The sequence below is a fragment of the Phaeovulum vinaykumarii genome (genome assembly GCF_900156695.1).
GTDB classification, from domain to species: Bacteria; Pseudomonadota; Alphaproteobacteria; order Rhodobacterales; family Rhodobacteraceae; genus Bieblia_A; species Bieblia_A vinaykumarii.
Genome location: NZ_FTOM01000006.1, coordinates 23,121 through 38,078, shown reverse-complemented (window position 1 = coordinate 38,078; position 14,958 = coordinate 23,121). Strand labels below are relative to the sequence as shown.

Below are 14,958 nucleotides of genomic sequence, written 5' to 3'. Positions count from 1 at the left end.
CCCCGCGCGTGAAAGACGTGCAAGATCTGCGCCCGTCCCCGGACCGGGGGCGGGCGTTTTGCGTTCCCCGTCCTAGCCCGCTGCGGGGCCCATCTCGACATCGGGCAGGGTGAAGCGCACCTGGAAGCCCGTCGCGCGCCCCGGCACCGGCGAGGCAAAGGCCAGCGCGCCGCCGGTGCGTTCGGCGATGGTCTTGACGATCGCCAGCCCCAGCCCGGTGCCCGGCCCCATCCCGGCGCGGGCAAAGCGGCGGGTCAGGCGCGCCATCTCGGCCGGCGGCACCGGCGGGCCGTCGTTGGTGACCATCAGCATCCCCGAGGCGGTCAGCTCCACCCGCACCGGGTCGCTGTCGCTGCCGTGGCGGAGCGCGTTCTCGATCAGGTTGCGGCACAGGATGCCGAAGGCATCGGGGTCGAGGTCGGAGCGGACCGCCGTTTCGGGCAGCACCAGATCCAGCCGCGCGCCCAGACGTTCGAAATCCTCGGCGATCAGGCGCAGGATCATGCCCATGTCCTGCGGCCGTTCGCTGCGCAATTGCGCGCCCTCGGCACGGGCCATCTGCATCAGTTTCTCGGACAGCGCGTTCAGACGCTTGAGCGTGCTTTCGATCTCGGCGGCGCGGCGGGCGGCCTCGGGGTCGGCGGTTTCGCTGCGCAAGCGCTGGGCCTGGGCAATGGCACCGGCCACGGGGGTGCGCAGCTCGTGCGCGGCATTGGCGGCAAAGCTGCGTTCGGCCTCGAAGGCGGCGCGCAGGCGGGCCAGCAGGCTGTTCAGGCTTTCGGTGACCGGGCGCAGCTCCGAGGGCAGGCCGTCGGCGGCAACGGGGCTCATGTTGCGCGCACCGCGGTCCGACAATTCCTGGCGCAGGCGGCGGACCGGGTCGAGGCTCGAGCGGACGGCCAGGAAGATCGCCGCCAGGCACAGCGGCAGGATGACAAGAAGCGGCGAGACCAGCCGCAGCATCATCTCGCCCGCGACATGGGCGCGGCGGATCAGCGGTTCGGCCACCACGATCGTGGCGCCCTCGCGGCCCGAGCGGTCGGCATAGACGCGATAGCCGGGGACGACCGAGAACCCCTCGCGGGTGAAGGGCGGCAGATCGTCGGCGCCGTAGGCCGAGCGCAGGATCACCGCCCCGTCGGCATCGCGCACGACAAAGGCAAAGGCATCGTCGCGCCGATGGAGCCGGGCGACGCGCTTGTCGTGGTCGTCATCGTCGTGGTCGTCATGGGCGTGGTCATCACGGGCGTGGTCGTCGTCGTCATCCCCGTGCCGGCGATCATGGTCGCGGTCACGGTCGCGCCCGAAGGGCCGAAGGCGAAAGCCCTCGCGCGCGGGGGGGGCCGCAGATGGGGCGGGCAGATCGTCGGTTGCGGCCCCTTCGGCGGCTGCGGCTGCGGCGCGGTCATGGCGCGTGCTGCGCAGCGCCAGCGGCAACATGCGCTGGGCGGCATCGACAAGGGCGGCGTCGAAGACCTCGCTCATCTCGTGGACCAGAACCCGCGCGGTCAGGCTGGCCCCGATCAGCCACAGCAGCGTCACCGCCACCCCCACGGCCAGCGCCACCCGCGCCTGAAGCGAGCGCGGCGCCCGCAGACGCCGCCGGCGCCCGGCCGGGCCTTCTTCTGTCGGCGCGCTCATCCCTGGCCCAGCCGATAGCCCAGCCCGCGTTCGGTCTGGATGATGTCGCGGCCCAGCTTCTTGCGCAGGCGGCTGACGTGGACTTCGATGGTGTTGCTTTCGATGTTGTCGTCGAAGGAATAGAGCCGTTCTTCCAGCTGCGCCTTCGACAGGATCTGGCCGGGGCGCTGCACGAAGGCTTCGAACAGGGCCCATTCCCGCGCCGTCAGCGACACGCTCCGCCCCGCGACCGTCAGGCTGCGCGCGGCCAGGTCGATGTCCAGCGTGCCCAGGCTGATGATCGGGTTGGGGTTGCCGGTATAGCGCCGCGCGACCGACCCGATCCGCGCCGAAAGCTCGTCCAGATCGAAGGGCTTGACCAGATAATCGTCGGCGCCGGCGTTCAGCCCCTCGATGCGGTCGGACACCTGATCGAGCGCGGTCAGGATGATGACGGGCGTCACCTCACCGCGCGCGCGCATGCTGCGCAGGAAGGGAATGCCGCGCCCGTCGGGCAGCATCAGGTCCAGCAGCACGAGGTCAAAGGCCCCCACATCGAGACTGTCGCGCGCGGCGTCGAGCCGGGTCACCCAATCCACCGAATGGCCGTCGGCGCGGATCTGGTCGCGCACGGCGGCGCCCAGAACGGTGTCATCCTCGATCAAGAGGACACGCATGGCCCTGCTCTCCTGTCTGTCTTGTCCAGATCTAGTCCCATTCGACCCTGACGTGAAGCTGAAGCCGCCCCGCGCCGCCTGTCAGGATGGCATCAGCCTTGCGCGCGAAAGATGCGCCATCACTGAACGAAGGAGGACATCATGTCCAAGCTGAAACCCGTTTGCGGCGCGGTTGCCATCGCGTTCGTTCTCGTGCCCGGTCTGGCCGCCGCGCAGACCGCGGCGCCGATGAAGGTGACCTTGCAGGGGGCGGCGCCGGGCTCTGCCGTCGTCCCGGTCCAGGCTGGCAGCGGCGATGCGGCCATGTCCGACGAGGGCCGGCGCTATGCCCGCGAGGACCATCACCGCCGCGAGCACCGGCGCGATCACGATGACGACGACGACCGCCGCGGTTCGCGCGAGCACGGCCGGTCGCTGTTCGGCTGGCTTGGCTTCGGCGACCGCGACGATTGCGATCGCGGCGGCAAATCGGCGGGGCCCGCGGCGGTCGGGACGGTCGCGCCGCCCTCGAACGGTCTCTTCGCGCCTGGCGCGAAGCCCCAGGCTCAGGTCAACTGAGACGGACGGCCCCCTTTCGCGGGGGGGCCGCCAGTGATTCCACACCTCCGGCCGGTGGCGTGCCCCGGCCGGTTTTTTCATGCGTGCAGGTCGCGGAGTGGGCAGGCGGCGGGCGGGTCGCGCATGTCCCGCGGCCGGATCGCGCGGGGGGCCGAGATGTGGGCCGAGACGGCCAGCCGAGACGGCCGGGGGCCGAGCGCGTCCCGCCCCGGCCCACCGCCCAACGGAAAAGGCCCCGCCTAGGGGCGGGGCCATCGTCGGGGCGGTGGGGGTCTGGGTGGCGCTTAGCGGGCCGCCGCCTGACCCTGGGCCACCAGAAGCCCTGCCAGATCCATCACCGACTTGCCCGAGGCCGTGGCCATCTCCGACAGCTTCGCATCGGCATCGGTGACCGCAAAGCCCGCATCGGCCAGCGCCGCGGTCAGCGCCTCGGGCGTGGTGCCCAGAACCGGCGCCACGTCGGCGGCCGAACCCTCCATCATCATCTGCGCCAGCGCGAAATGCGGCGGACGGCCACCGCCGGCCCCGCCCATCGGCAGGAAGAACACGGCCGATGCGGCAAGGCTGGCCACCAGCGCGATCGCAAGCGGCTTGCCGCGGGTATAGTTCAGCATCGCGCGCCAGTTGCGCCAGACATGCAGCACGAAGGGCAGGATCAGCACCATGCTGAGCCATTCGTGCATCCCGTGAAAGGCGCTGGGCCCGATGTGGAAGAAAAGCGCGATCCCCGACACCAGGGACACGAGGAACAACCCGGTGATGAACGGGGTTGCATAGCGCATGAGGGTGTCTTTCATCTTGGTCTCCTTTTGGGGCCCCTGGGACGTGCCGGAAGCGGCGCGCCGGAGCGATGGCGGACCTTGCCTCTCCTTCGCTGACGTGAGGCTGAAGCGATGGCTGGTCCGGCGCGAAATCGGAAGCGCCGGACGTCATGACGCAGGCATTTCGGCCGGGGTGCGGGGCCTGCTTCAGGCGGGCCGCGCTCGTCTGCCTTTGCGGTATCTGGCTACGGGCGTGGACCGGGCCGCAGATCGGCGGCGGAGTCTGCGGTGCGCTTGGCGTTTCGACAGGTTCAAAGCGATTGACAACTTCGGGGCGGCCGGAGTCTCATGCGGTAACCGCGTGTCGGCGCCGCAAGGCGGGGCCGGCATGCAGAAAACCGTTTTGCAAAGGCGCGTCACAGCGTGCAGACTTCACGCTGTGACGCAGCACTTTGCTCGAGAGGACCGTTCCGAATGCAGGGTTATTCCCGTGACGAAGGCCCCCCCGAGGCCGAGGAAACCCCTGCCAAGCCCATGCCCCCGCCGGATGTGATCGTGGCCATCGGCGCCTCGGCCGGCGGGCTTGATGCGCTCGAGCGGCTGTTCGACGGGCTGCGCCCCGATACCGGCGCGGCCTTCGTGGTGATCCAGCACCTCTCGCCCGACCACAAGAGCATCATGGCCACGCTTCTGGGGCGCCATACCGCGATGCCCGTGGTCACCGTGGACGACGAGATGGTGCTGGTGCCCAACACCGTCTTCCTGATCCCGCCGGCCACGATCATGACGCTGGAGGGCACGCATCTGCGGCTGGTGCCCAAGGCCCGCCACAAGCTGACGCTGCCCATCGACGAATTCTTCCGCTCGCTGGCCGAGGGCTACCGCGAGCGGGTGGTCTCGGTGGTGCTGTCGGGCACGGGCTCGGACGGCACGCGCGGGCTGGTCGCGGTGCACGAACGTGGCGGCCTGACCCTGGCGCAGGAGCCCCGCTCTGCGCGTTTCGACGGGATGCCGCGTTCGGCCATCGCCTCGGGGGTGGTGGATTTCGTTCTCGACATCGACAGCATGGGCGGCTGGATCAGCGAGCGCCTGGCCGCCGGTCAGCCCCTGGGCGAGGACGAGCCCCCCGCGCCCAAGGAAGCCGCCGTCGCGCGCCCGCAGCAGACGCTGGACGGTCTGGGGGTGCAGGCGCGTTTCGAGCGCATCGTCGAGATCCTGACCCTGTCGAGCAACATCAACTTCCTGGATTACAAGCCGGGCACCGTGCATCGGCGCATCGAACGGCGGATGGGGGTGCGCAAATCCCCCGATCTTGCGGCCTATCTCAAGCTGCTGTCCGAGGATCGCACCGAACTGGCGGCGCTGCGCCGCGAGATGCTGATCCCCGTCACCTCGTTCTTCCGCGATCCCGAGGCCTTTGAGGAGCTGCGCGAGAAGGTCATCGACCCGATCGTGCAGGCGGTGCCGGCGGGGGGCACGATCCGCGTCTGGACGGCCGGCTGCGCCACGGGCGAGGAAGCCTATACCCTGGCCATGCTGTTTCTGGACGCCTTCGAGCGCGCCGGGCGCTGGCCCTTCCTGAAGGTGTTTGCGACCGACGTCGAATCCGCCAACATCGAACATGCTGCGGCGGGGCAATTCTCGACCGCTATAGAAGACAGCGTTCCCGCCTCCTTCCGCGAACGGTTCTTCGTGCAGCGGGGCGAACATTACGACGTGGTGCCCGAATTGCGTCAGGCCATCGTCTTTGCCCGCCATAACCTGCTGACCGATCCGCCCTTCATGCGTATGGACATGGTCAGCTGCCGCAACACGCTGATCTACCTGCGCCCCGAAGCCCAGGAACGCGCGCTGCGGCGGATGCATTATGCCCTGCGCCCCGAGGGCTATCTGTTCCTGGGCGCCTCGGAAACGCTGGTGCAGGTGCAAGACGATTTCCGCGTGCTGTCCGCCCGGCACCGGATCTGGCAGGCGCTGCGGTCGGGCTCGGCCCCGGCGATGGACCGGCGCGCCAACCCGAACGCGGTCCTGACCGGCAAGGCGCGCGAGCGCAAGCTGGGCGCCCCCGTGACCGCGGTCGAGCGCGGCGTGAACGCGCTGTCGCGGGCCTATCCGCCGCCGCCCTCGGTGCTGTTGAACCAGCGCCACGAGATCCTGCACACCTATGGCGATATCGGCCCGTTCCTGCATCTGCGCGAGGGGACCGCCTCGCTCGAGGTGGCGCGGATACTGGTCGAACCGCTGGTGCCGGTGGCCAGTGCGCTGCTGTTCAAGGCCGCGCGTCTGGGCGAGGAAGTCTTCTCCGAGGCGATGGTCGTGCAGGCCCGCCCCGATGGCCACCCGATGGCCACGCGGCTGCGCGCGCTGCCGGTCGCGCCGCTGCCCAACGACGATGACGAGGGGCCGCTGTTCCTGCTGGCCTTCGAGCCCAGCGAGGTGGTGGGCGGCGATGTGCCCGTGGTCGATATCGACCGCGAGGTGAGCGAACGGGTCGAGCTGCTCGAATCCGAACTGGCGATGACGCGCGAGAACCTCCAGGCGATGATCGAGGAGCTGGAGACCTCGAACGAGGAATTGCAGGCCACCAACGAAGAGCTGATGGCCTCGAACGAGGAGCTTCAGAGCGCCAACGAGGAACTGCAATCGGTCAACGAGGAGCTGAATTCGGTCAATGCCGAATATCAGGAAAAGATCGACCTGCTGAACCGCTCGAACGCGGATCTGGACAGCCTGACCAAGGTCATGGCGATGGGGGCGATCTTCCTTGATGCCGATCTGTCGCTGATGCGGTTCAGCCCCGATGCCGTGGACATCTTCCAGATGCGCGACGTCGATATCGGCCGCCCGCTCAGCGATCTGGCGCATCGGCTGGATTATCCCGACCTGTTCGAGGATCTGCGCCTGACCCTGCGCGAGCATCGCCGCATCGAACGCGAGGCCGCGGGTCTGAACGGGCGGCATTATCTGGTGCGCATGCTGCCCTATCGGGTGCCGTCCTCGTCGCGGCAGGGGGTGGTGGCCACCTTCGTCGACATCACCCAGACGCGGAACCTGCTGTTCTTGCAATCCATCATCGACGGGCTGGCCGAACATGTGGCGGTGGTCGACGAGCAGGGCAGCATTCTTCTGGTCAACGCCGCCTGGAACCGCTTTGCGCTGGAAAACGGCGACGAGGATCTGTGCGGGACCGGGGTCGGCAAGAACTACCTTGTCAGCTGCGATGTCGGCGGCACCGTGCCCGACCGTGAATTCGCCCAGCGTGCCGCCGATGGCATTCGCGCCGTGCTGGAACGCCGGGTGGGGCATTTCACCATGGAATATCCCTGCGATGCCCCGGACAAGCCGCGCTGGTTCGTCATGCATGCCAAGCCGCTTGAAACCCCGGTGCGGGGCGCGGTGGTCAGCCATGTCGAGATCACGCGCTGGCGCAAGACGATCGCGGGGCCCGAGAAATGATCCCGCGCGAGCGCGCCTTTTCGGATGCACACGAAAAGACCGGGGCGGATCGCGCCACGGAGGACGCGCCCGAGGGCTGGCGCGGCACGCAATCCGACATTCTGGACGCCGAGTTCCGCAGCCTCGAGAGCTGTTTGCCGAACCTCTCGTCCGAGGCCCTTGCGGCGCTGCACCGGCTGCGGGTGCTGTGCGGCGAACAGGCCGCCGCGCTCGATGAGCTGGCGGTTCAGGGCGAGGCCCTCAACGAGGAAATCCAGGATCTGGGCGATCTGATCTGGGCGCTTCCGATCCCGATCCTGAAGCTGGACCACAAGGCGCAGGTGCAGGGCTGGAACCGCGCGGCGCGCGCCCTCTTTCCGGTGAAGGAGAGCGAGAGTCGCGCCGCCGTTCTGGCGCGGGTGCTGAGCCGGACGCAGATGGCCGAGCTGCTGGGCCGCATTCAGGGCATGCCCGCGATCGTCCGGCCCGAGGAGGGCGGGCCGGACGACGGGCCGGCGCCGCAGATCCTGATCCTGGCCGCCGAAAACGGTGCGATGCTGCGTCTGCGGGTGCATCTGGTGCCCGAAAGCCCCGGAACCGGCCTTTTGTCGCGCTTGTGGTGGATGATGCTGACACCCGAGGCCACGCCCGACCCGCGGGTGCCCGATCTGGTGCGCTTTCTTCTGGACAGCAATTCCGACGAGATCAGCGTGACCGATGCGTCGGGCCGCGTCTTCGTGGCCAACCGGGCCTTCGCGCAGAAGCGCCGGCGCAGCCTGTCCGAGATCGAGGGCCGCCACCGCGATCAGTTCATGTCGGCGCTCGATGCGCTGCACAATGAACAGCTGGACGCCCAGGTGCGGGCGACGCGCGCCTCGGTCAGTGTCGATCAGCGGCTGGACGTGGCGGTGGACACGACGCGCGGCCTTCCGGCGGCCGAACGATGGGCGCGGGTGCGCACCGAAAAGCGGCCGCTGTTCAACGACATGGGCGAGATGGTCGGCGTGGTGACGCAATCGCGCGACATCACCGAGGATCTGCGTGTGCGCGAGGCCGAGCGGCTGGCCGACAAGGTGTTCGAGCAATCCTCGGATGCGATCGCGCTGACCGATCCCGACCTGCGCATCCTGCGCGTCAATCCCGCCTTCGAGCTGATCGCGGGCTTCGTCTTCGCCCAGCTGCGCGGGCATTCGCTGGAAAGCATGATCGCGCTCGAGAGCGGCGGCGGGCCCCCCGACCCGGACATGGAGCCCGGCCAATCGCCGGTGCGTGCGTTGTTGCAGACGCATGGCAACTGGAGCGGCGAGGTCATGGTGCGCCGGTCGGACGGGCTGACGGTGGCCTGCTGGACCCGGATCGGCCGGCTGCGCGACAGCGCCGGGCGCGAGCTGGGCTTCGTGGCGATGTTCTCGGATCTGACGCTTCTGCGCCAGGCCCAGGCCGACAACGAACGGCTGGCCTATTACGACCAGCTGACCGGGCTGCCCAACCGCCGGTTCGTGATCGAGCGGATCTCGGAGCGGATCGGGCTGTCGAAACGCTCGGGCGAGCGGTTCACGCTTCTCTTTGTCGATCTCGACCAGTTCAAGTCGGTCAACGATTCGCTGGGGCACGAGACGGGCGATCTCTTGCTGATGTCGGTGGCCAATCGGCTGCGGCTTGAATTCGCGGGCCAGGATTTCGCCGCGCGTATCGGTGGCGACGAATTCATCATCCTGCTGGGCGATGCCGATGCCGAGGCCGCCGAGACCCGGGCGCTTGCCCTGCTGGAGCAGCTTGCCCATCCGATAGACCTGCCGGGGCTGCGCCAGTATCGCCCCGCCGCCACGATCGGCATCGCCTGTTACGGGTCGCATGGCGACACCCGCGACGCGCTTTTGCGCAATGCCGATCTGGCGATGTATTCGGCCAAGATGTCCAAGCGTCCGGTCATGGTCTACGAACCGCGCATGGGCAAGGAGGCCTCGCGCGAGCTGGATCTGCGCAACGCGCTGGTGGGGGCGGCCGAGCGCGACGAACTGGTCCTGCACTTCCAGCCGCTCTTTGATCTGCGCGACCGCAGCATCAACGGCTGCGAGGCGCTGTTGCGCTGGAACCGCCCCGGCCACGAATTGATCCTGCCCGGCGTGTTCCTGCCCATTGCCGCGCGGGCGGGGCTGATGCCGGAGCTGGACCGCTGGGTTCTGGACAAGGCCGTGGGGGTGCTGGCGCGCTGGCGTGCGGCGGGGCTTCTGCGCGACGATTGGGTGCTGTCGGTCAACCAGAATGCCCGCAGCCTGGCGGTGCCCGAATGGTGCGCCGCACTCGAGACATCGCTGGCGCGCGCGGGCCGGCTTGCGGGGCTGGAGGGGGGCACGACGGCGGCCGGCGCGCCCTGGCCGCAGGGCCTTCAGATCGAGCTGACCGAGGATATCCTGGCCGATGGCGCGACGGGCAGCATTGCCACGCTGCACCGGATGCGCGCCATGGGCGTGGCGCTGGGCATCGACGATTTCGGCACCGGCTATTCCAGCCTTGCCTATCTGTCGCGCCTGCCGGCGACCATGCTCAAGATCGACGCCAGCTTCGTGCGCGACATCGACCGTGGCGGCAATGCCCGCATGATTGTCGAGGCGATCGTGGGGCTGGCCAAGAAATTCGGCTTCACCACCCTGGCCGAGGGCATCGAGACCGACGCCGAGGCCGCCGCGCTGGCCGAGATGGGCTGCGATTCAGGGCAGGGCTTTGTGCTCAGCCCGCCGGTCGGGCAGGAGGAATTCGAGACCCGTTTCCTGCGGCGTTGATCTGTTCGTGGGGATCTCCCTGCGGCGGTTTTCCTTTACAGTTGACCTTTTTTGTCGGAATATGCCCCGGTGCGATGCGACACGGCACGACGGGAAGGAAGGTCCGCAGATGATCGTCTGTCACTGCATGGGGATCACCGATCACGACATCCGCGCTGCGGTGGACTGGATGCGTGCGGCCGATCCCGACACGCTGATCACGCCGGGCAAGATCTACCGCGCGCTGGGCAAGACCGCCGATTGCGGGTCGTGCATGCCGCTGTTCCTTGACACGATGCACAGATGTGAAAACCTTGGGGTGGATCCCGGCGCCCGGTCTGGGCCGCCCATTTTCAAGGAGATTTCACATGCAAGGCGACCCCAAGGTCATCGAATTTCTCAACGCGGCCCTGCGCTCTGAGCTGACCGCGGTCAGCCAATACTGGCTGCATTACCGGCTTCAGGACGATTGGGGCTATGGCCGGCTGGCGGCCAAGTCCCGCGCGGAAAGCATCGAGGAAATGCAGCATGCCGACCGCCTGATCGAGCGGATCATCTTCCTCGAGGGGCATCCCAACCTGCAAAAGCTCGATCCGCTGCGCATCGGCCAGACCCTGCGCGAGACGCTGGAATGCGACCTGGCCGCCGAGCATGAGGCGCGCACCCTCTACATCGAGGCGCGCCGGCATTGCGACACGGTGGGCGATTACGTCACCCGCGCGCTGTTCGACGATCTGATCGCCGACGAGGAAGGCCATATCGACTTCCTCGAGACCCAGATCGGTCTCTTCGACAAGCTGGGCGAGGAAAAATATGGCCAGCTGAACGCCAAGCCGGCCGACGAAGCCGAATGAGGCCCTGAGCGCTTCGCCTGCCTGGGGACGCAGCGGTCCCGAGATCTTGCGGCCTGCTCCGGTTCGGGGCAGGCCGTCTTGCTTGCGCAGGGGCGCGCTTGCATGCAATGCCGGTTCCATGTCCGCTTCGGGCGGAAACCTGCCTGATCGGAAGGCGCGCATGCAAGAACGTGACAAATTCGGTTGGGCGCGTCATTCCGGGTCATGTAGAAGCTGACAAAAGCAGTAAGGCAAGAGATCGAGGCCCCGAACCTCTCCGCCAGGGAAGGAAACGATTCGGATGCAGGCAGAACGGTTTCCGTTGGCGATGGCGCCCGTCGGACAGCTGCTGACGGTCATCACGCTGGCGGGGGGCACGGGGATGCGCCGGCGCATGTCCGAGATGGGCATCATTCCCGGATGCCGCGTCCGGGTTCTGCGCGCCGAACGCACCGGCCCGGTTCTGGTGGCGCTGGGCGAAGGCCGTCTGGCGCTGGGCCAGGACATATCGCGCCGGATCTTCGTAACGACTGCGCAAGCATGAAAGGCAAGCTGATGACCGCAACACTGGACGATACGAACACCGGCGCCCGCCCGGTCGGGGAGGTCCGCGCATGAACGCCCCCGTCGTCGCCCTGATCGGCAACCCCAATTGCGGCAAGACCACGTTGTTCAACGCGCTGACCGGCGCGCGGCAGATGGTGGGCAACTGGGCCGGCGTCACCGTCGAGAAGAAGAGCGGGGAATTCCGTGCCGGCGACACCAGGGTCACGCTGGTCGATCTGCCCGGCACCTATTCGCTGGGGTCGGGCCATGCCATCTCGACCGATGAACGCATCGCGCGCGATTACGCCATGGCCGGCGAGGCGCAGCTGGTCGTCAATATCGTCAATGCCGCCAATCTGGAGCGCAACCTCTACCTGACGGTGCAGCTTCTGGAGATGGGCTTGCCGCTTCTGGTGGCGCTGAACATGACCGACGTGGCCGCCGCCGAGGGGATCGAGATCGACATGCCGGCGCTGTCGGCCCGGCTGGGCTGTCCGGTGGTGCCGCTGGCCGCCAGTGCCGGGCGCGGGGTCGAAGACCTGAAAGACGCCATCGCCCGGGCCCTGGACACCGGCACGACGCTGCCGGCGCCCGTCCCCTATCCCCCCGAGGTCGAAGCCGCCGTGGCCGAGATCCTGCCGCGGCTGGACATGAAGGACGACGCGCGCAAGCGCCGCTGGGTGGCGCTCGAGCTGCTCGAGGGCGACCCGCGGCTGGAACGTGCCCGCCCCGATCTGGCCGACGACCTGACCCGGCTGCGCGCGGGGATCGAGGAAGATTGTGGCTGCGAGCCCGACACGCTGATCGCCTGCGGGCGCTATGACGCGGTGGCCGCGCTGACCGAGGGCATCCTGACCCGCCGGGGCGCGCTGGGCCGGTCGCTGACCGACCGCATCGACCGCGTGATCCTGAACCGGCTGCTGGGCATCCCGCTGTTCCTGGGCATCATGTATCTGATGTTCATGTTCACCATCAACGTGGGCAGCGCCTTCATCGACTTCTTCGATATCGTCGCCGGCACGCTGTTCGTGGATGGCACGGCACATCTGCTGGGCCTGATCGGCAGCCCCGACTGGCTGACCACGCTGGCCGCCGACGGCGTGGGCGGCGGGATCCAGACCGTGGCGACCTTCATTCCGGTGATCGCCTGCCTGTTCCTGGCGCTCTCGCTGCTCGAGGATTCGGGCTACATGGCGCGCGCGGCCTTCGTGATGGACCGGTTCATGCGGATGATCGGCCTGCCCGGCAAGAGCTTCGTGCCGCTGATCGTGGGCTTTGGCTGCAACGTCCCCGCGATCATGGCCACGCGCACGCTCGAGAACGAACGCGACCGGGTGATGACCATTGCCATGACGCCGTTCATGTCCTGCGGGGCGCGGCTGCCGGTCTATGCGCTCTTTGCGGCGGCGTTCTTCTCGACCGGCGGGCAGAACCTTGTCTTTGCGCTCTATCTCATCGGCATCCTGGCGGCGGTGTTCACGGGCTTCATGCTCAAGAGCACGCTGCTGCCCGGCGCCACGGCCCCCTTCGTGATGGAGCTGCCGCCCTATCACATGCCGACCCTGCGGGGCATTCTGCTGCGCACCTGGGACCGGCTGCGCGGCTTCATCGTCAATGCCGGCAAGATCATCGTCATGGTCGTCGTGGTGCTGGCCTTCCTGAATTCCTGGGGCCGTGACGGCAGCTTCGGCAACCAGGACACCGAAAATTCGGTGCTGTCGGGCATCGGCCGCACCATCGTGCCGGTCTTCGAACCCATGGGCATCGAAGAAGACAACTGGCCCGCCACCGTGGGCGTGTTCACCGGCATCCTGGCCAAGGAAGCCGTGGTCGGCACGCTCAACGCGCTTTATGCCGGCATCGCCGAGGACAGCAGCGGCGGCAGCGACGGCGCGGACAGCGGCTATGATCCGCTTCCGGCACTGGCCGAGGCCGTGGCCTCGATCGGGACCAATTTCGCCGATCTGGCCGGGACGCTGGCCGACCCGCTGGGCCTGTCGGTGGGCGATGTCAGTTCGGTCGATCTGGCCGCCAGCGCGCAGGAGGTCGAGATCGGCACCTTTGGCGCGATGCAGGCGCTGTTCGACGGGCGGGTGGGGGCCTTTGCCTATCTGCTGATGGTGCTGCTCTATGTGCCCTGCACCGCGGTGATCGGCGCGATCTGGCGCGAGGCCGGGGCGCGCTGGGGGGCCTTTGTTGTGGGCTGGACCTGGCTGATGGGCTGGGGCTCGGCGGTGATGTTCTACCAGCTGGGCACCTTCGCGCGTCATCCCTCCAGCTCGGCGATCTGGGTCGGGGCGATCTGCGCGGCCTTCGCGCTGACCTTCCTGATCCTGCGCCGCCTCGGGCGGACGGCGGATCAGGCGCCGCCGCCGGTTGCCGGTTGAGCGGCGGAGGGCGCGCGCGATGCTTCTCGAGATCCGCAAGCTCTTGCAGGACCGGGGGCGGGTCAGCCTGATGGACCTGTCGCTGCATTTCGGGCGCGACACGGATGCGATGCGCGGCATGGTCGCGCATTGGGTCGGCAAGGGCGTGGTGCGCCAGATCGACCCCGAAGCCTGTGCCTGCGCGGGGTGCGGGAAATGCGCCGCCGCGCTGGGGGCCGAGGTCTATGAATGGATCGGCCCCGCGCCCAAGGACCGGCCCGCCTGAAGCCGCCGGCGTCGCGCGCGGCTTCAGGCGGGGCCAGTTCAAACTGTGGCGGCTCAGGCTGTGGCGGTCAAGACGGGCCGCACCTCGATCGTGACATGGGCCAGCGCGCCCAGATGCGCCAGCCGTGCGCGATAGCACGACGGACAGCCCGGTCCGGGCGTTTCCAGCGCGACAATGGCGCCATGCCGGCCCGGCCCCAGCTGCCAGACGTGAAGGTCGGTGATCCGCACCGCGCCGTCGTCCAGCGCGGCGCGGATCTGGTCGGGCAGGGTTGTGCCCTCGGGCAGGCGGTCGACCAGAACGCCGCCGGCTTGCTGCATCAGCCCCCAGGACCAGCGCGCGATCACCAGCGCACCGACCAGGCCGATCATCGGGTCGAGCCAGCTCCAGCCGAAGGCGCGCCCCAGAACCAGCGCCGCGATCGCCATGACCGAGGTCAGCGCATCGGCCAGCACATGCAGATAGGCCGCGCGCAGGTTGCTGTCCTGGGCATGGTCATGCGCGTGGTGGTGCGCATGGTCGTGGGAGTGATGCGCAGGCCCGTGGTCGTGGGAATGCGCGTGCCCGTGTCCGTGATCGCCGCCCTCGTGCAGAAGCAGCGCCGAGGCCAGATTGACCGCCAGCCCCAGCACCGCAACCAGCGTCGCCTGGGCAAAGTCGATGGGCACCGGCTGCGCCAGCCGTTGCAGGCTTTCCCACCCGATCAGAAGCGCCACCAGCGCCAGCACCACCGCGCTGGCAAAGGCGGCCAGATCGCCGATCTTGCCGGTGCCGAAGGAAAAGCGCGGATCATGGGCGTGGCGGCGGGCGTAATCATAGGACAGCGCCGTGATCATCAGCGCCGCGGCGTGGGTGGCCATGTGCCAGCCATCCGCGACCAGCGCCATCGAGCCGAACACCGTCCCGGCCACGATCTCGGCGCCCATGGTCGCCGCCGTCAACGCGATCACCCACCAGGTGCGGCGGGCGTTGCGGTCATGGTTCCGGCCCAGGAAGACATGCGCATGCGGGCCGTCCATCGCCGCAAGCGGGCCCGTATGCGGGTGCGTGCCCAGGTGAACGGGCGGGTGCTCGGGCAGGTGCTCGGGCAGGGGGGGATGGTCGTGCATCGAAG

At 68.4% G+C, this 14,958-nt stretch carries 12 protein-coding genes; 8 read left to right on the top strand and 4 right to left on the bottom strand.

Going from position 1 to position 14,958, the window contains the following annotated elements; genetic code table 11:
* Window positions 1-72: 72 nt before the first annotated feature.
* Together BW949_RS11915 and BW949_RS11910 are read right to left on the bottom strand one after the other, a co-directional pair.
* A complete protein-coding gene (locus BW949_RS11915; protein ID WP_097177048.1) occupies window positions 73-1,641 on the bottom strand; it encodes a sensor histidine kinase in 1,569 nt (522 codons plus the stop codon).
* The gene (locus tag BW949_RS11910; RefSeq protein WP_076366387.1) at window positions 1,638-2,297 is read right to left on the bottom strand and encodes a response regulator transcription factor; all 660 of its coding nucleotides are present in this window, start codon (window positions 2,295-2,297) and stop codon (window positions 1,638-1,640) included. The genes BW949_RS11915 and BW949_RS11910 overlap by 4 nt, the downstream gene beginning before the upstream one ends.
* Before the next feature lie 141 nt (window positions 2,298-2,438).
* Between BW949_RS11910 and BW949_RS11905 the strand changes: the two genes are divergently transcribed.
* Window positions 2,439-2,855: a hypothetical protein gene (locus BW949_RS11905; protein WP_076366385.1), complete on the top strand. Its 417-nt coding sequence runs from the start codon at window positions 2,439-2,441 to the stop codon at window positions 2,853-2,855.
* A gap of 284 nt (window positions 2,856-3,139) precedes the next feature.
* Here BW949_RS11905 and BW949_RS11900 read toward each other — a convergent pair whose 3' ends face one another.
* A complete protein-coding gene (locus tag BW949_RS11900; protein WP_076366383.1) occupies window positions 3,140-3,652 on the bottom strand; it encodes a DUF4405 domain-containing protein in 513 nt (170 codons plus the stop codon).
* Window positions 3,653-4,090: 438 nt separating this feature from the next.
* Between BW949_RS11900 and BW949_RS11895 the strand changes: the two genes are divergently transcribed.
* The 7 genes from BW949_RS11895 (at window position 4,091) to BW949_RS11865 (ending at window position 13,844) form a co-directional block, all read left to right on the top strand.
* Window positions 4,091-7,072: a CheR family methyltransferase gene (locus BW949_RS11895; protein ID WP_097177049.1), complete on the top strand. Its 2,982-nt coding sequence runs from the start codon at window positions 4,091-4,093 to the stop codon at window positions 7,070-7,072.
* Window positions 7,069-9,834 (top strand): EAL domain-containing protein, encoded by a 2,766-nt coding sequence (locus BW949_RS11890; protein ID WP_076366381.1) that lies wholly within the window; start codon window positions 7,069-7,071, stop codon window positions 9,832-9,834. The genes BW949_RS11895 and BW949_RS11890 overlap by 4 nt, the downstream gene beginning before the upstream one ends.
* A gap of 109 nt (window positions 9,835-9,943) precedes the next feature.
* Window positions 9,944-10,234 carry a (2Fe-2S)-binding protein gene (locus tag BW949_RS11885; protein ID WP_076366379.1) on the top strand — a complete coding sequence of 97 codons (291 nt, stop codon included), beginning with the start codon at window positions 9,944-9,946 and terminating at the stop codon, window positions 10,232-10,234.
* A complete protein-coding gene (gene bfr / locus BW949_RS11880) occupies window positions 10,182-10,667 on the top strand; it encodes a bacterioferritin (RefSeq protein WP_076366377.1) in 486 nt (161 codons plus the stop codon). The genes BW949_RS11885 and bfr overlap by 53 nt, the downstream gene beginning before the upstream one ends.
* Window positions 10,668-10,947: 280 nt before the next feature.
* Window positions 10,948-11,190: a FeoA family protein gene (locus tag BW949_RS11875; protein WP_076366375.1), complete on the top strand. Its 243-nt coding sequence runs from the start codon at window positions 10,948-10,950 to the stop codon at window positions 11,188-11,190.
* Between the two features lie 70 nt (window positions 11,191-11,260).
* Window positions 11,261-13,579: a Fe(2+) transporter permease subunit FeoB gene (gene feoB, locus BW949_RS11870; RefSeq protein WP_076366373.1), complete on the top strand. Its 2,319-nt coding sequence runs from the start codon at window positions 11,261-11,263 to the stop codon at window positions 13,577-13,579.
* Between the two features lie 19 nt (window positions 13,580-13,598).
* The gene (locus BW949_RS11865; protein WP_076366371.1) at window positions 13,599-13,844 is read left to right on the top strand and encodes a FeoC-like transcriptional regulator; all 246 of its coding nucleotides are present in this window, start codon (window positions 13,599-13,601) and stop codon (window positions 13,842-13,844) included.
* 53 nt (window positions 13,845-13,897) lie between these two features.
* Here the strand turns inward: BW949_RS11865 and dmeF are convergent, their stop codons facing one another.
* Complete coding sequence (dmeF, locus tag BW949_RS11860) at window positions 13,898-14,953, bottom strand: CDF family Co(II)/Ni(II) efflux transporter DmeF (RefSeq protein WP_456238431.1); 1,056 nt, start codon at window positions 14,951-14,953, stop codon at window positions 13,898-13,900.
* Window positions 14,954-14,958 lie beyond the last annotated feature (5 nt).